Origin of the sequence: Paenibacillus arenilitoris, from assembly GCF_014705655.1 — a bacterium.
GTDB classification, from domain to species: Bacteria; Bacillota; Bacilli; order Paenibacillales; family Paenibacillaceae; genus Pristimantibacillus; species Pristimantibacillus arenilitoris.
Window position 1 is genome coordinate 37495 of record NZ_JACXIY010000008.1, and the last position, 16813, is coordinate 54307.

14 protein-coding genes are annotated in these 16813 nt (G+C 60.6%); 7 read left to right on the top strand and 7 right to left on the bottom strand.

What is annotated here, in order from left to right; genetic code table 11:
- Nucleotides 1-276 precede the first annotated feature (276 nt).
- From IDH41_RS06315 to IDH41_RS06330, 4 genes are all read left to right on the top strand, one after another.
- The gene (locus IDH41_RS06315; RefSeq protein ID WP_190859298.1) at nucleotides 277-510 is read left to right on the top strand and encodes a hypothetical protein; all 234 of its coding nucleotides are present in this window, start codon (nucleotides 277-279) and stop codon (nucleotides 508-510) included.
- 163 nt (nucleotides 511-673) lie between these two features.
- A complete protein-coding gene (locus IDH41_RS06320; protein WP_223829491.1) occupies nucleotides 674-2077 on the top strand; it encodes an MATE family efflux transporter in 1404 nt (467 codons plus the stop codon).
- Nucleotides 2046-2282, top strand: coding sequence for a hypothetical protein (locus IDH41_RS06325; RefSeq protein WP_190859300.1), 237 nt, complete (start codon nucleotides 2046-2048; stop codon nucleotides 2280-2282). The genes IDH41_RS06320 and IDH41_RS06325 overlap by 32 nt, the downstream gene beginning before the upstream one ends.
- A gap of 528 nt (nucleotides 2283-2810) precedes the next feature.
- Nucleotides 2811-4796, top strand: coding sequence for a GTP-binding protein (locus IDH41_RS06330; protein ID WP_190859302.1), 1986 nt, complete (start codon nucleotides 2811-2813; stop codon nucleotides 4794-4796).
- A 93-nt stretch (nucleotides 4797-4889) separates the two neighbouring features.
- Here IDH41_RS06330 and IDH41_RS06335 read toward each other — a convergent pair whose 3' ends face one another.
- The 4 genes from IDH41_RS06335 to IDH41_RS06350 form a co-directional block, all read right to left on the bottom strand.
- Complete coding sequence (locus tag IDH41_RS06335; RefSeq protein WP_190859304.1) at nucleotides 4890-5249, bottom strand: VOC family protein; 360 nt, start codon at nucleotides 5247-5249, stop codon at nucleotides 4890-4892.
- Nucleotides 5250-5279: 30 nt separating this feature from the next.
- A complete protein-coding gene (locus IDH41_RS06340; protein ID WP_190859306.1) occupies nucleotides 5280-5834 on the bottom strand; it encodes an NADPH-dependent FMN reductase in 555 nt (184 codons plus the stop codon).
- A 142-nt stretch (nucleotides 5835-5976) separates the two neighbouring features.
- Nucleotides 5977-6627 carry a response regulator gene (locus IDH41_RS06345; RefSeq protein ID WP_190859308.1) on the bottom strand — a complete coding sequence of 217 codons (651 nt, stop codon included), beginning with the start codon at nucleotides 6625-6627 and terminating at the stop codon, nucleotides 5977-5979.
- A complete protein-coding gene (locus IDH41_RS06350; RefSeq protein ID WP_190859310.1) occupies nucleotides 6624-8324 on the bottom strand; it encodes a GAF domain-containing sensor histidine kinase in 1701 nt (566 codons plus the stop codon). The genes IDH41_RS06345 and IDH41_RS06350 overlap by 4 nt, the downstream gene beginning before the upstream one ends.
- Nucleotides 8325-8703: 379 nt before the next feature.
- Here IDH41_RS06350 and serS point away from each other — a divergent pair, with 379 nt between their 5' ends.
- Nucleotides 8704-9996 carry a serine--tRNA ligase gene (gene serS / locus IDH41_RS06355; protein WP_190859312.1) on the top strand — a complete coding sequence of 431 codons (1293 nt, stop codon included), beginning with the start codon at nucleotides 8704-8706 and terminating at the stop codon, nucleotides 9994-9996.
- Between the two features lie 285 nt (nucleotides 9997-10281).
- The gene (locus tag IDH41_RS06360; protein ID WP_190859313.1) at nucleotides 10282-11037 is read left to right on the top strand and encodes an HAD family hydrolase; all 756 of its coding nucleotides are present in this window, start codon (nucleotides 10282-10284) and stop codon (nucleotides 11035-11037) included.
- 485 nt (nucleotides 11038-11522) lie between these two features.
- Here IDH41_RS06360 and IDH41_RS06365 read toward each other — a convergent pair whose 3' ends face one another.
- From IDH41_RS06365 to IDH41_RS06375, 3 genes are all read right to left on the bottom strand, one after another.
- Nucleotides 11523-11945 (bottom strand): DUF1284 domain-containing protein, encoded by a 423-nt coding sequence (locus IDH41_RS06365; protein WP_190859314.1) that lies wholly within the window; start codon nucleotides 11943-11945, stop codon nucleotides 11523-11525.
- A 107-nt stretch (nucleotides 11946-12052) separates the two neighbouring features.
- The gene (locus IDH41_RS06370; protein ID WP_190859315.1) at nucleotides 12053-12571 is read right to left on the bottom strand and encodes a DinB family protein; all 519 of its coding nucleotides are present in this window, start codon (nucleotides 12569-12571) and stop codon (nucleotides 12053-12055) included.
- Nucleotides 12572-12672: 101 nt separating this feature from the next.
- Complete coding sequence (locus IDH41_RS06375; RefSeq protein WP_190859316.1) at nucleotides 12673-14976, bottom strand: AraC family transcriptional regulator; 2304 nt, start codon at nucleotides 14974-14976, stop codon at nucleotides 12673-12675.
- 125 nt (nucleotides 14977-15101) lie between these two features.
- On the opposite strand from IDH41_RS06375, the gene IDH41_RS06380 reads away from it, so the two are divergent.
- Entirely contained in the window at nucleotides 15102-16622 is a 1521-nt protein-coding gene (locus IDH41_RS06380; protein WP_190859317.1) for an extracellular solute-binding protein, read from the top strand.
- Nucleotides 16623-16813 lie beyond the last annotated feature (191 nt).

Sequence of the window (16813 nt, forward strand, 5' to 3'; positions counted from 1 at the left end):
GAACCGGGCCGCGCATGGGGGCGGCTAACGGTTCGCGCAAGTTATCTGCCGTTCGCGCTTGGTCGTTATTAATGTTAGCCAGTTCATCCGCCATGCAAAACCGCCGAAGGTCCAAAGCGGGACCTAGACCTGTGGCGGGGTGGCGTCGAATCGTGACGCGCGGGCTCGAATCTGTCAAAAAGCGGAAATTGTTCTTAGAAAACGACATTTTACCCCTCTTGTTTCCGTCTATGAAAGCGCTACAATTAAGGTATTAAGCAATAGGAGGTGATAATCATGAGCCAAGAACAAGAATTCGTTCAGGATGGAGCGGAAGCGACCGCTGAGCTTGTTTCGGAAGAGGCTCCAGCAGATGAAGCGGTTGAAGAGGCCGTGGCGGTCGAAGAGGTAGAGACGGTCCAAGCCGAGCAGGATGAGGAAATCGAAGAAGCCGCGGCGTCCGTGGAAGAAGAGGACGACGAGGAAGAGGCGGCGGAGGAAGACGCCGACGAATCGTCAGAAGAGTCATAATGATATCTATCATTTTCATCGATACAGAAGAAGGCCGCGCGCGTGTCGTTTCGACGATTTGCGCGCGGTCTTTTTTTTTCGTAAACGGACTGTGCAAGAAGACGCGAGTGTGCTACGATACACTTTGTTTTACCGATTAGAAAGAAGAAGGCAAGGTGACATCATGGCGACCGCTGAGGCCGGGGCTGGAACCGGCGGGGAGAAGGACAAAGGATTTAATCTGTTTTTTCTGACGTGGCCTATATTTCTGGAAATATTTCTATTCATGCTGATGGGCATCGCGGATACGCTGATGCTGAGCGCGATATCGGATAATGCGGTGTCCGGCGTCGGGGCGGCGAACCAATATTTGCACATTGCCATCCTGCTGCTAGAGGTCATCGGCAACGGGGCGTCGATCGTCGTCGCGCAATATCTCGGCTCGAGAAAGCTGATCGAAGCGGCGAAAATTTCCGCGCTGGCGGTCACGATGAATTTGGCGGTCGGCCTTATCATCAGCCTTTCATTCGTGGCGTTCGGCGGGTACCTGCTTCAGACGCTGAATTTGCAGGGCGAGATATTGGAGCATGCGGACAGCTATCTGTCCATCGTGGGAGGCATGATCTTCCTGCAGGCGATCATCAATTCGGTGGCGGCGATCATCCGCGTGCACGGCTTTACGAAGGAAGCGATGTACGTATCGCTCGGGATGAACGTCATCCATATCGTCGGCAACTACTTGCTTATTTTCGGTAATTTCGGATTTCCGGAGATGGGCGTGCAGGGCGCTGCGATTTCTTCGGTCGCAAGCAGGCTGCTCGCGCTTATCGTGTTCTTCTGGCTGCTTTACCGGATTATGGCCGTTCGGATCGAGCTCCGGTATTACCTGGCATTATCGAAGGAATATGTGCTCAAAATATTGAAAATCGGCATTCCGTCCGCGCTGGAGCAGGTCATGTACCACGCGTGCCAAATGGTGTTCCTGTTCTATACGACGTTCCTCGGCGCGGAGGCGCTGGCCGCCAAAAACTACGCGAACAACATTTCGATGTTCACGTATCTGTTCGCGTTCGCGATCGGGATGGGCACGTCGATCATCGTCGGCCGGCTGGTCGGGGCGAGTGAGCCGACGGCCGCTTACTACCGGGTATGGAAAAGCGTGAGGTGGGCAAGCGGGGTGACGCTTGTCGCCGTCGTGCTCGTCATCGCGTTCCGCGAGCCGCTGATGGGCATCTTCACGGACGACGAGGAGATTATCCGGCTCGGCGTGAACGTGCTGCTGCTCTCCGTCGTGCTGGAGACGGGGCGCACGATCAACATCGTGCTGATCAATTCCTTGCGGGCGGCGGGGGATGCGAAGTATCCGCTGTATATCGGCATGTTCTCGATGGTCGCGATGAGCCTGCCGCTCGGCTATTTCTTCGTGTTCCAGCTGGAGCTGGGCCTTGCCGGCGTCTGGCTGGCGATCGCGGCGGACGAGTGGCTGCGCGCGGTGATCATGTTCTACCGCTGGAAGAGCCGCGCGTGGGAGAAGCACGCGCTGGTCAAGCGGGAGCATGCGGAGCAACCGGCCGTTCTCCAGCACTGACGCGGCCGTCGAGCAGCTGCAATGCGGCGGTATGCAGGCGCACAGCACGGTCAAGCAGCCGCAATGGGGCGGTCTTGCAGCTGTAGAGCGCGGTCTAGCAGCCGCAATGGGGCCGTCGAGCAGCCGTAACGCGGCGGTATGCAGGCGCAGAGCGCGGTCAAGCAGCCGCGCGGCGGGTCTTGCAGCCGTAGAACGGGTCAAGTAGCCGTAACGGGGCGGTATGCAGGAGCAGAGCGCGGTCAAGCAGCCGCGCGGCGGGTCTTGCAGCCGTAGAGCGCGGTCAAGCAGCCGCGCGGCGGTCTTGCAGCCGTATAGGCAGTCTTAGAGCATGATGCGGCCGATATGCCGCCTGGGCGATGCGCATAAAACGCGCTGACCCGGGCGGCTTTTTTTGTCGGTGATTCATTGTGAGGTAACTTCACTAATTAGTGAGGCTATCTTCACTCTTTCGGCGTCTGATGCGGAGTTTGTCGGAAATAGTGAGGCATACCTCATACCTGGTGAGGTTACCTTCATGGGGAATGAGGCTAGCCTCACTAAACCGCTAATTGGACCCGAACCAGGCATAGATAGTGAGCCTAGGTTCACTGTTTTATGAGGGAGCCTCATTGTACGAACGAACCGTGCCGGCGAGGGTGGATGAACTCGCGATCTTCCGTGTGCTCTTGCCGCGTGCGGGATACGGGAGTAGGATAGGGTGGTGAGATATATCGGTCAAGGGAGATGAAAGTCAGTGGAGCCTGTTAATCCTGAACATATACGGAATATCGGCATTTTCGCCCATGTGGATGCGGGGAAGACGACGACGACGGAGCAAATTTTGTTCCGGAGCGGCCGAATCCGCGCGCTGGGCAGCGTGGATGCGGGGACGGCGCAGACGGATTTTCTCGAGGTCGAGCGCTCGCGGGGCATTTCGGTGCGCGCGGCCGCCACGCGGTTCGAATGGGAGGGCGTCACGGTCAACCTGGTCGACACGCCGGGGCATGTCGATTTCTTGTCGGAGGTCGAGCGGTCGCTTCGGGTCATGGACGGCGCGGTGCTCGTCATTTCCGCGGTAGAGGGCGTGCAGGCGCAGACGGAAGTCATTTGGCATGCGCTGCGGGAGCGGCGAATCCCCGCCTTGCTTTACGTGAACAAGCTGGACCGCATCGGAGCGGATCCGCTGGGGACGCTTCGGCAAATCAAGCGGTTGTTGTCGGATAACGCCGTTCCGGTGCAGGCCCCGATCGGCGTCGAGGATAGCTTCGAAGGCACCGTTAGCCTGTTGGATGAGAACTGCGGCGACGGCCCGTTCCTGCGGCTGCTGGAGGAGACGATCGCCGAGCGGGATGAAGCGCTGCTGCTGCGTTATTTGGAAAGCGGTTCCTTGCCGAAGGAGGAGCTGGCAGGTCTGCTCGCGCCGCTGACGAGGAGCGCGGCGCTGTACCCGGTCTTGTTCGGCGCTTCGAACAAGGGGCTCGGGATCGAGCCGCTCATGCAGGCGATGGTGTCGCTGCTGCCGCCGCCGGCCTCGGCCTCCGGCGGGCCGGTATCGGGCGTCGTGTTCCGCATCGAGCGCGACCCCGTCATGGGCCGGATCGCATACGTCCGGCTGTACGGCGGCGCGATTCGCAATCGCGACTCGGTGCGCAACGATACGCAGGGGATCGAGGAGAAGGTGACGCAGATCCGCAAGATCGACGGACAAAAGGCCGAGGATGTCGGGCTGCTCGCCGCCGGCGACATCGCCGCCGTCTGCGGCTGGAACCAGGCTCGCATCGGCGACATTATCGGCTGCGCCGATTTCGTACCCGTCGAGACGAGGCTGGCAGTGCCGCTGCTGACGGTTCAGGTGCGCTGGCGGAGCGAGGGCGAATATCCGGCCGTCGTAGCCGCGCTGCAGGAGCTCGCGGACGAGGATCCGCTGCTCGATTTGCAGTGGCTGCAGGAGCAGCGGGAGCTTCACCTGAAGGTAATGGGGCCGATACAGATTGAGGTGCTGACGCATGTGCTGAAGGAGCGATACGGCTTGGACGCCGACTTTGGCCAGCCGTCCGTCATCTACAAGGAAACGCCGGCGCAGGCGGGCGAGGGCTATGTCGCGTACTTGATGCCGAAGCCATGCTGGGCGATATTGCGGTTCCATATCGAGCCGGGCGAGCGCGGGAGCGGGCTCGTCTATCGCTCGGTCGTCCGTCCGGAGCGGCTGCTGGACAGCTACCAGAACGAGGTCGCAAGAAGGGTGCCGGAGGCGCTTCTGCAAGGGCTGTTCGGCTGGGAGGTGACGGATTTGAAGGTGACGCTGGTCGAAGGGGAGCATCATGTGTGGCATACGCATCCGCTTGATTTTGCGGTGGCGACGCCGATGGGCATGATGGACGGGCTGTCTCGCGTCGGGGTGAAGCTGCTGGAGCCGATGCTGTCGTTCCGCATCTCGGCGCCGGAGGAGACGGGCGGCAAGCTGATGAACGAGCTGGTGCTGATGCGGGGCCAGTTCGACGCGCCGGTCGTTAAGGGCGAGCGGATGGAGCTCGAAGGGACGCTGCCGGTCGCGACCTCGCTCGATTTTCCCGCGCGCTTCGGCTCGCTCACGAAGGGGAGGGGCGTGCTCGCCACCTTCTTCGCCGGCTACCGCGAATGCCCGCCCGACGTCCACGCCGAGCGGGCGCGCCGAGGCGTCAATCCGCTGGATCAGGCGAAATACATTTTGTCCGTCCGCAAGGCGCTCTCGGGATCGTAGCGGCGGCGGGACGCGTGCGGCAGAAAACGCAAAATGAGGTGCAGCGATGCACCTCATTATCGTCCGACCAATGTGAGCGGGCACTGCCCGGGATCAGTCGGTCTCGTATTCCTTTATTTCAATCCGGTTACCTTCCGGGTCAACGATAACGCCGATCGTCCCCCACTCGAAGCGGCGCACCTGTACCGGCACCCCGAGGTCCACGAGCTCCTGCACCGCCCCATGAAAGTTTTGAACCTCGATGCGCAGCACCGTCGGATTTTGCGCTCTCGTTTTCTCGGCCTCGCCGGCTATGCCGTTCTCCTCCACCATGAGGTAGCTTCCGCCGAACGCCAGCTTGGTTAATCCCGGTTGGCGTTCTCTGACCGGCAGGCCGAGCTTATCCGTATAGAACGATACGTTCTCCTCATAGCGCTCCAGAAACAGAATCACTCCGGATTCTTTTATATCCACGGCAATCACCCCTCTTGCTTGGCCTGCGGCTCAATTTTTGTTCCGGACGAGCGCCGCAAGGTCGAGGAACGTGACGGTCGCGCGGTGGATGCGGTCGCTTAAGTCCTGGCCGGCCCCCTCGTAGCCGTTCAAGCCGTCCATCAGCCAGCTGCGCTGGGCGCCCCCGATCGAAATCCACTCCGGCGAGTTGATGCCGTGCAGGTTGCGGACGATCGCCTGCAGCTGCGTGAGCGAGCTCGTGCCGACGGCTCCTCCGGCGGAGCTCATGGACAGGACGGCTTTGCCGCGAAAATGATCCTGCCCGAGGAAGTCGAGCGCGTTCTTCAGCACGCCCGAGATGCTGCCGTGATATTCGGGCGATGCGAGGACGACGCCGTCCGCCTCCCGCATCGCTTGCTGAAGCCGAACGACCGACTCGTGGTCGTGGCCGGTGCCTTCGGAAGAGTAGAACGGCAGCGGCGTTTCGTATAAATCGAACAGCTTGACGCTGTGCCCTTTTTGCGAAATGAGCTGACCTACGTAGGAGGATAGACGGGTGCTGGTGGCTGCTTTGCGGTTGCTTCCCGCGATGATTACGATGTTCATTTTGCGATCTTCCTTTCAAATAACGGTTTGTCTTGTAAACATCGTACCACTGTATCGCGGCCGGCACGTCATCAATTGGGATGATTTTCACGTATAGGCGCGTACAACCATCGGCTGAAATCTCTACGACTTTAGTCTTACGCTACCGATCGAGCCCGCGCTTCACCGCATAAATCGCGGCCTGCGTGCGGTCGGACATGCCCAGCTTGCTCAAAATATGGCTGACATGCGTCTTGACCGTCTTCTCCGTAATGAACAGCTCCTCGGCAATGGTCCGGTTGCTCATGCCGGAGGCGATGAGCCTGAGCACGTCCCGCTCCCGGTCCGTCAGCTCGTCAAGCTCGTTCCCCGGGGGTTCTTCGGCCTGTTCCGGCTCGGCATAAGAGCTGATCAGCTGCCCCGTTATATCGGGATGAAGCTCGACCTGCCCCTGATTCACCTTGCGAATGGCGCGCGCGAGCTCCTCCGGCTCGATGTCCTTCAGCAAATATCCCCTCGCTCCCGCGCGGATGGCGGGCAGGGCGCGGCCTTGGTCGGAGAAGGAAGTGAGGATGATCACCTTTACTTGCGGATGCGCAGCCTTGATCCGTCCGGTCGCTTCGATGCCGTCAATGCCGGGCATGTTAATATCCATCAATACGACGTCGGGCTGAAGCGCCGCGACCTGCCGGAGCGCTTCCTCCCCCGTCGCGGCTTCGCCGACGAGCTCGAGGTCCGGCTGCGTGGACAAGAACACCTGAAGTCCTCTGCGAACCATCGCGTGATCGTCGGCGAGAAGCAATTTGATCGTCATCGTTCCGTAAGCCCTCCTCGTTGATCGGGACGGAGAGGGATGGCCGCCTCAACCGTCGTTCCTTGGCCCGCCGAGCTGTCCAGACGGAACCGTCCGCCAAGCGCTTCGGCGCGCTCCTGCATGATGGCCAGACCGTAGGAGGCCTGACCGGGAGCGCCGCTCCGCGATAGTTCGATGCCGCGTCCGTAATCCCGGATCGTGAGCACCGCTTCATGCGGCCGGACGGACAGCGTCACGTCGACCTCGGGCGAGCCGCCGTGCTTGGCGGCGTTATTCAACGCTTCCTGTCCGATCCGCCAGATCGCCTCCTCGACGACGGCCGGGAGATCCAGCCGTCCGTCCGCCCGCATGCTCACGAGCAGTCCCAGCCTCGCGCCGTACTCCTTCAACGCTTCGACGATCCCTTTCTCGATGCCGGGAGGCCGCAGCTGCATTATAAGCGTCCGCATTTCCTTCAGCGCGTCGCGCGACAGCTCCTGCATGTCCTTCACCGACGCTTTGGCGCGCGCCGTGTCGCTGCCGTCCAGCAAAGCCTCAACCCCTTTGGCCGTCATGCTGATGGAGAACAGCATTTGGGAGACCGAATCGTGCAGATCGCGCGCCAGCCGGTTTCGTTCCTCAAGCCGCGCCAGCTCCCGGCGGTGCTCCTCGAAGCGGACGTTCTCCATCGCGACCGCCATATGCTCGGCGATGGCCTCCAGCACGGCGCCGTCCGCCGCCGTGAGGCCGCCCGCTTCAGGTCGTGCGACGAGCAGCACGCCGCATGCGGAGCCGCCGCCGTAGACGATCGGGACGGTCATGACGGACGGCCATTGGGCCGCCATTGCGGCGGAATCGTCGCCATCGTTCTGCCTGGGGAGCAGTACGGACAGATCGGCGTTTTCCCATTCTTTGGCGCCCTGATGTTCCGCCGCCTCCTTCAGCCAGGCGGCATCCGAGAGGGGGATGCGCCGGCCGGGCGGCGTCAAGAGGGCGCCGCCGGCGCTGAGGCCGCGCGGCACGAAGGATTGGCCGCAGCGGTCGAGGAGCGCCGCCAGCGGCCAGTCGAAATGCTCGGCGATGAGCCGCATCGAGCGTTCCTTCAGCCGCGCGCGGGCATCGTCCCCGCTTGGCGAAGCGGCCAGCGCCCGGCTGAACGCGCCGAGCCGGGCGAACAGCTCGGCCCTGCGCTGCTCGGCCTCGTGCAGCCTGACCCGCTCGACGGCGACGCCGATCTGGAACGCGACCGCCTGCAGGAGCGCGAGCTCCTCGGCGGAGAAATGCGTTTTGCCCGCCGCGCCGACGTTCAAAATGCCGAACCGCCGCTCGCCGATGCGCAGCGGCACCGTCGCGTGATGGGTGAACCCGCAGGTGTCGCCGGTTTTGCCCGTTCTGGCGGTGTCGAGCCGCTTGCAGTTCAAGATGTTGACGGCGTTCGTCAGCCGGCAGTCGCGGTAGCGGTCCATGCACCAGCAAGAGCCGCACCGCATGAGCCGCTTGTCCTCGTGCAGCAAGCCCGGCGGGAGATTGCGGTCGGCGACGCACTCGTACTCGTTGTTTCGCCCGACGAGAAAAATCCATCCGAACGTCAGTCCCGTCACCTCCAGCAGCCTGCCGAGCACCGTATCGAGCATGAAGGCGAGATCGTTCGATTGGTTTAACGTTTCCGCAATCGCCTTGAGCGTCGCCAGCTCCCGCACGTGATGATCGTTCGTCATGGCTAACCTTCCTCCGCTTTCGTTTGTTCCGTTAAGGCTACTATTCGCGAAGAAGTTTGTCAAAACCTTCAATTCGTCATGTACTTGAAATGCCATCGGGCCATAAGCTATAATACTTAAAATTAAAGATCGGCATCACGCCCGTGAAGAGCATCCAACTCGGAGGCGTTCTCGTCAAGGGGAAGGTCCGTTACCGGAATACGGAAATACGGAATTCCCCCTAAGTTTACCGGATCCGCCCGTTATCGCGGAGCAAAGAGGACATTGCGGCCGCGGCCGCAATCGTCAATTTGGGTGGCACCGCGAGTAAGAGCGCTCCTCGTCCCATTGGGATGAGGGCGCTTTTTGCATTTTTACAAGAAAAGGAGCGCGGTGGCACATGTTGGACATGAAATGGATCAGGCAAAATCGGGAGCAAGTACAGGCGGCGGCGGATCGGAAGGGCATCTCGGTTTCCGTTGCGGAGCTTGTGGCGCAGGATGAGGAGAGGCGGCGGCTGCAACGGGTGACGGAGGAGCTGCGCGGCGAGCGGAACAAGCTGTCGGAGCGGATCGGCGCGCTCATGAAGGAGGGCGAACGGGAAGAAGCGGAGAGGAGCAGGCGGCAGGTCAAGGAGGTGCTCGGGAAGCTGGCCGCGGCGGAGGAGGAGATGGGCCAAGCCGAAAAGAATTGGGAGTCGCTTATGCGGCTCGTGCCGAACGTCGTATCGCCGGACACGCCCGACGGACGCTCGGACGCCGATAACGTGGAGGTGAAAAGGGTCGGCGCGCCGCAGTCGTTCCCGTTCGAGGCGAAGGATCATATCGCGCTCGGGGAACTGCACGACATGATCGACGTCCGGCGGGGCGTGAAGGCCGGAGGTACGCGCAATTACTACTTGAAAGGCGCGGGAGCGCTGCTCCACCGGGCGGTGCAGCAGCTTGCCGTCGACCTGCTGCTGCGCAGAGGGTTCACGCTGCTCGACGTTCCGCTGATGGTGCGGACGGAGGCGATGAATCAGACCGGCTTCTTCCCGCTGGGAGAGGATCAGACGTATCGGCTGGCAGGCGAGGACAAATGGCTGGCGGGAACGTCGGAAGTATCGCTTATCGCCTATTACGGCAACGAAGTGGTCGAGCTCCGCGAACCGATCAGACTCGCCGCCGCGTCGGCCTGCTTCCGCAGCGAGGTAGGGTCGGCGGGCCGCGACGTGCACGGGCTGTACCGCGTCCACCAGTTCGCGAAGGTCGAGCAGGTAGTCCTCTGCCGGGCGGACCCGGACGTATCGGAGGCGATGCTGCAGGAAATTACGGCGAACGCCGAGGAGCTGCTGGCCTGCCTCGAGCTGCCGTACCGGGTAGTGGCGGTATGCGCCGGCGACATGTCGCAGAAGACGTATAAGCAGTACGATATCGAGACGTGGATGCCGAGCCGCGGGACGTACGGGGAGACGCATTCGTCGTCGAACCTGCATGATTTTCAGGCGCGCCGCTCGAACATCCGGTACAGGGACGAGGCGGGCAAGCTTCGTTACTGCCATACGTTGAACAACACCGCGGTCGCGAGCCCCCGCATCCTCATTCCGCTCCTTGAGAACCATCAGGAGGAGGACGGCTCGATCCGCATTCCGGCGGCGCTTCGGCCGTATATGAACGGGCTTGCGCGGCTGACGGTCGGAGGAAGCGAAGGGTAAGGCGGCACGGCGGCGATTGGTGTTTGGAGGGTGGAAGGTGGAGGGTGGAGGTGGAAGTAACGAGTTGGTTCTAGGTTTGAATGGATTAAATCCAGTCAAATCGCTTGCTTCGTTGATGAGAGCGGCTTTGAGTGGAATTTATCCAATGAAAGGGGCATGCCGGGGCGGATAGGGGACGATAGGGCTCATTTTGCCTGTATATTATCCAGTCAAATGCCTTGTCAAGGCGAGTTGGTTAGCTTTTGGTTGGATGAAATCCACTCAAACGAGAGGATGTCCTTTATAATGGATACATCCATACAAACAGGGGGAGACGAGATGCGGCCTAAGGCGGTATTGCTGGATTTGGACGATACGATCATCGCGTTCGAGCAGGGGGTCGATCTGGACGCGTGCTGGCGAAACGTATGCGGTACGCACCTGCCGGGCAGTAGCGTAGGGGAGATCGGCGGGCTCGTCGGAAAGATCAAGGAGCGGGCCAAGCGGTACTGGAGCGATGAAGAAAGGCACCGCGTCGGCCGGCTCGATCTGGATAAGGCAAGGACCGAAATCGTCACGTCCGCGCTCGGGTCGGATGCGGGGATCGACGCTGCGGCGGCTGCCCGCATCGCGATCGATTACGGCCGGGAACGCGACGAAGCGGTCGTCCTCCATCCGGGCGCGATTGACGCGATCGCGCACATCAGGTCGCTCGGCATCAAGCTCGCGCTTATTACGAACGGCGCCTCTGCCGCGCAGCGGCGCAAAATCGAGCGATTCCGCCTCGGGGAGCTGTTCGATCATATTTACATCGAAGAGGAGTTCGGCGTCGGCAAGCCGGATCCGCGCATCTATCTTCACGCCGTGGATAAGCTGGGCGCCTTGCCGGAGGAGGCTTGGATGGTGGGGGACAACTACAAGTGGGAGGTTGTGGCGCCGCAGGCCATCGGCATCCGGGGCGTCTGGATCAATCCGCAGGGGATTGACCCGGGCACGGTCCATAGCGTGCAGCCGTACCGATCGATCCGGACTCTCGGCAATATTCGGAAGCTGTTGGACTGACCGCCTAGCAACAAGGGGCTTCCCCATCAACGGTTGTTGTCGCTGGTGGGGAAGCCCCTTCTCTGCAGTCCGCGCCGACTCCGTGCGATCAGGTCTAATAACTAGACCTGATCCGCCCAAACAAACCCAAAATCGCGATCAGATCTATAAATTAGATCTGATTGCCATGCCGCCGCCAAAACCGGCTCTTCCAGCGCCGACTCCGAGTGATCAGGTCTAATGACTAGATCTGATCCGCCTAAACAAACCCCAAAACCGCAATCAGATCTATAAATTAGATCTGATAACCGCGCCGCCGCCAAAACCGGCTCTTCCGGCGCCGAATCCGAGCGATCAGGTCTAATAACTAGACCTGATCCGCCCAAACAACCCCCAAAACCGCGATCAGATCTATAAATTAGATCTGATTGCCATGCCGCCGGCTCTACGCGCACCGCTGAGCCACGGCTGTAGGCTCCCCCGCGCCGAACTCGGCCTTGCCGCCTTCACTGTCCCCCGGCCTTCGGCAGGGGAAGGCCATCGATAATCAGTCCGACGCCTTCCCGGCAGACGCCGTATTTCTCCCACGGGCAGGTCGCGCACAGCCGGGCGATGTCGCCCGGGACGACCTTCTCGGCGATGCGCGCGCACAGCTCCCGCCAGCTGCCGCGGTGCTGCGGGGCGAGGCCCAGCTTCGCCAGAATCCGCTCGTCCAGCCCGTAGACGGTTCCCTCGCAATGTGGAGGCTTATCGGGCGGATAAGCGCGGCAAATGTCGTCCGGTCCGGTTATGATCTCGACCTCGGTGTCCGGCTCCGTCCTCAGCCTCTCGTAGATCGCGGTCATGTTGACGCAAAACTCTTCCGAGTAGCCCATGCCCCGAAAGCCGAGCAAGCAAAGCAAATGATGGCCGCGCAAGCGGATGGTCATAGTCGCGCACGCTCCCTTCGCTGCAACACGCAATATGTTAACCATTATATCATACGTCCAGGTTTACATATAGCGCATTTAGGGAAGTAGCGTAAAGGCGCCTCGAATCAGCCGTTCAAATACTTCTCGCGAATGATGTTCAGGTGGTGGCGCTCATGCCCGGCGATGACGTAAGCGAGCGCCCGAGCCGACGTGTCGCAGCCGTTGCAGACGCCGATGCGGGTCCACGCCTCCGCGGCCAAGCCGCGCAGCAGCGTAAGCGTCGCTTGCCGGACGGCCCGGTAGTCCTCGAGCAGCTGCGCCGCGGACCATGCCGAGAACGAGGCATGCTCGGCGAATATATCCTGGTCGAAGCCCGGCAGCGGCGTCTTGTCGCCGCGCGCGATGCGCAGCAGGCGGTAGCTCATGACCCGCTCGGCATCGGTAATATGGCCGATTGCTTCCTTCAGCGACCATTTGCCCGGCGCATAGCGGTAATCGCCTTGTTCGTCCGTAAGCGAAGCGAGGATAGCCGACGTCTCTTCCGTTTGCGCCGCGATTAGCTCGACAATGCGTTCTTCTCCGATAAGGCCGATGTACTGCTCAAGATTAGGATGATACTCTTCCTTCGACGGTCGTTGGGACATGCGTGTTCCTCCGTTTCGTAATAGCCGTAATAATTGCGTTTGGAAAAAGTATAGCACATCCGAATCGGGACAGGCAGTGCCGCGCGCGCCAATTTTCCGCGTTATCCGATCCGCTTCCGCTCGCGGTACTGCCCCGGCGTCATCCCTTCCTGCTTGCGGAAGGAGCGGATGAAGTTTTGCGGGTTGTTGTAGCACAGCTTGGCCGCGATGTCCTTGATCGGCATCTCGCTGCCCTCCAGCCATTTCTTCGCCATCCGGAACCGGTACATCGTCAAATATTCGGTGAAGGAATAGCTCGTTTCCTTGCGGAACACGCTGCTTAAATAGTTGGCGTTATAATGGAGCCGCGCCGCGCATTCCTCTAGCGTGAGATCCGTATCGTAGTGCCGCTGCACGAGATCGATGATTTGCTCGGACAGGTTATGGTACTGGGCTTCCTGGCGGTCCTTGAAAATGTCGGCCATCGGGCGGACCGCCCTCGTCCAGAACCAATCGCCGATTTCCGCGGCCGTATGCAGCGCGAGCAGCTCCTCGAGCATCGACCCCTTCATCGGATGAAGCTGGCTCGGGCTGATGCCGGATTCCTGCATGGCGACGAGCAGGTTGCCGAGCAGCCGGGCCAGCGGAATTTGATATTCCCGAGGTGACAGCTCCGCTTCGAGCACGGCCTGCAAAAAAGCGCGCAGCAGCTCCTTCGCCTTCTCTTTATCCGCCAGCTTGATCGCGTCCATCAGCTCGTTCTCCAAATGGGCGGGATAATTCACGTTCAAATAATGCTTGCCCGCGTTCACGTTCGCGTAAGGAATAATGACGGCTTCGCCGAGCTTGATCCGGTGCTTGAGCGCTTCAAGCCCTTCGCGGCAGGCGATGGCCATCGCGCCGAACGAGCCGAACGGCAGGCTGATGCCGATGCTGACCCGAACGCTCAGGCAGCCGTCGATTTGCCGCTGCGCGTGCTCGGACAAGGCGAGCGCCCAATCGTGGAACGCGGCATGATCGGTCTCCGCGCTGCCGACGATCGCGACGATCGTCTGGTCCATGACGACCGGCGCGAGCCGCTCCCCCGCGGGAACGAGCTCTTCGACGATGTTATGGATAGCGAACAGGAGCAGCTCCCGGTCGTCCTTCGAATAACGGCTGTCCTCGGAAAAATCGATCTGCAGCGTCACTGCGGCCATCGTCTTCCATTCCTGAAGCTGCGCGCCGTATCCGAACTGCCGCAGCTTATCCGCCACCTCGCTTGGCCGGACATGCCCCTGGAGCGCCTTCATGAAGAAGAAGGCGCGCACCTGGGGCAGGTGCTGGCGGAGCTCCTTCTCGAGCTCCGTCTTGGACTGGAACAGATGGGTGACGCGCTCGCCGATCGCCTGAAATTCGTTCGTCCGGCGCTTTCGGATATCCGTCAGCCGCTCGCCGATCTGATTCAGCAGCAGCCGGATCGGCGAATACATGCGGCGCGAGCCCATCCAGGCCAGCAGCATCGATACGGCGAGCATCAGAAGGCAGACGTAGAGCGTATAGCTGCCGATTTTGTTCGATTCCTTGGTCATGCCGGCGATGGAGGTCGCCGACAGATAGATCCAGCCGTTCAGCTCCGAACGGTAGTACGTAAGCGAATAGTCCTCCTGTCCGATCGGCGCGGTGAATTGGCCCGAGCTGCCGGTCAGGCGCTCCGCGCGCAGCCCGGCTTCCGAGACGGGGCTGCCGATCAGCGAATGGTCGGGATGAAGCAGGATGCGGTAATGATCGTCCAGGATCATGAAGCTGGAATCGGCGGCGCCGTCTTCCTCGAGCAGCTCCTGCAGGCTGCAGGCCGGGATGTTGGCGAGCGCCAGTCCGTATTTCTCGAGGCCGGCCGTCGGCAGCTTCTTCACCAGGCTGACACTGTAGCCGCAGCTGGCGCTGCCCGCGGCTTCCTCGCTGTAGAACCAATCCGACGGGTTCAGCGTCCAGGAGGTGCCCTCCGGGGTTTGCAGCAGTCCGGCCAGCTCGTCGTAGTGGGCGTATTCGTCGAACGCGTACAGCCCGGAGTTTTTGATCATCCAGTTATGGCGCCCGTTGATGAGTACGACGTCCTCGAGCCGGGTATCGAACGACTGCATGTGGCGGATCTCGCCGCGCAGTTCGTCGTAGATCATGAAATCGTCCACCGTCAGCGGACGGTTCAGCGCTTTTTTGAGCACGGAAGAATTGATAACCTGGTTGAGCGTGTGGTTGACAGTCGTCAGTTTCTGCTCTACATTGGAGTTAATTTGCATAATCAGCTGCATTTTTCCTGCGTTTACATTTTTCTGTATTTCATTGGAAGATGTGACATAAGCGAAGGCGCCGATGAAGATCACCGGGACCGTGGCGAGCAGGAAGCCGAACATCGTCAGCTTGCTCAGGAAGGTTAAGGAACGCACAGCTACCAACACCTTATTTTTGTAGAGTGGGTGAGTCGTATTCCCATTTTAGTAAACGCATACATTTTGGGCAATAATCATCTGGCCGCGCGATAATCATTTTGTTGGATCGAGGGGGGGAACCGATGGCATTGGACTTGGAAAAGGGCTGGCGGCGCATCGTCCGCAGCGTGCCGGCCTGTCTGCTTCTGCTCGGACTGTGCGCCGCGTGCGCTGCGCCCAAGGGCATCGGCGGCGATGCGGTCGAGAACGATAGGCCCGTCATTTCGATTATGGCGCCGCTCCACTTCCCCCATGCCCCGAGCGCCGAGCTGAACGCCCGGATCGAGGAGCTGACGGGCGCGAAGCTGGACGTCAACTGGGTGCCGGACGGCATCTACACGGACAAAATGAACACCGCGCTGTCGACCAACTCGCTGAAGAAGGCGACCTTCGTGAAGCATACCGATTATATTTTCGTCAAAAACGCCATCCGGTCGGGCTCCTTCTGGGAAATCGGACCTTACCTCGAGCGGTTCCCGAATTTGAAGCATTTGGATGCCGATATTTTGGGGCAGTCGGCCATCGACGGGCGCGTTTACGGGCTGTACACGGAGCGTCCCTCCTCCAGGCAGGGCGTCATTATCCGGGAAGATTGGCTGGAGGCGCTCGGCCTGGCGAAGCCCGGCACGACCGAGGAGCTGTACGAGGTCATCCGGCAGTTCACCGTGTCGGATCCCGACGGCAACGGGCGGCACGATACGATCGGGTTGGCTGACCGCAACGATCTCGTGTTCGGCGCGTTCAAGACGCTAAGCTCCTACTTCGGCTCGCCGAACAATTGGGGGATCGCGGACGACCGGATCGTGCCGGAATTCGAGCTGAAGCCCTATATGGATACGATGAATTTCATGAAGCGGCTGTACGGCGAGAAGCTGATGAACACCGATTTTGCCGTGACGAGCAAGGAGATGCAGCGCGATTTGATGATCCGCGGCGCGGCGGGCGTCTACATCGGCAGCATGACGGACGTGCAGCGGCTGGCGGACGAGGCGAAGCAGCTCGATCCTTCCGCCCGGTTTACGCTCGCGAACCGCATTGAAGGGCCGGAAGGCTATCGGGTCTGGTCGATTCCGAACTACAACGGCCTTTATTTATTTTCCAAAAAGGCGATCCGAACCGAGGAAGAGCTGCTGGAGATGCTCGCCTTCTTCGACCGCACGATGGACAAGGACGTCGCCAACCTGATGCGGTACGGCATCGAAGGAAAGCATTACCGCTTAAGCGGCGGGCAGGTTGTGCTTCCCGAGGAGACGTCGCAGCTTCGCGTGACGGAGGTGAACGCGCTCTATTCGCTCATGATCGCCGACCTCGGCAACCCGAACGTGCTGCAGGCGGCGAAGAAGGAGACGCTGTGGGAGCTGGCGGAGCAGCTGAGCGCAGACAACGAGAAGTTTATCGTGAAGGATCCGACGATCGGCCTCGAATCGATGACGTACGACGAGAAGAGCATGGAGCTGTACAAGATCGTATCCGATGCGACTTACCGCTACATGCTCGGGCAGATCGACGAAGCCGGCTTCTATGCCGAGGTCGACCGATGGAAGCGAAGCGGGGGGAGCCTGATGATGAGCGAGTATACGGAGGCTTATTTAGCGAAGGATTGAACGCAGAAGAATCATGCTTCGCATCGCCGCGATAGGCACCGAAGGAGACCGTTTCGATAACCGGCATACAAGCCGGCGTCGAAGCGGTCTCCTTTTTTTTCGCCCCTGGACCGCCTTCGTATCCCCATCTTCGCCCATAATCATTAGCTCACATCCTCCACGTCCCGCGCCCCATCTGTCGAAATGATTGT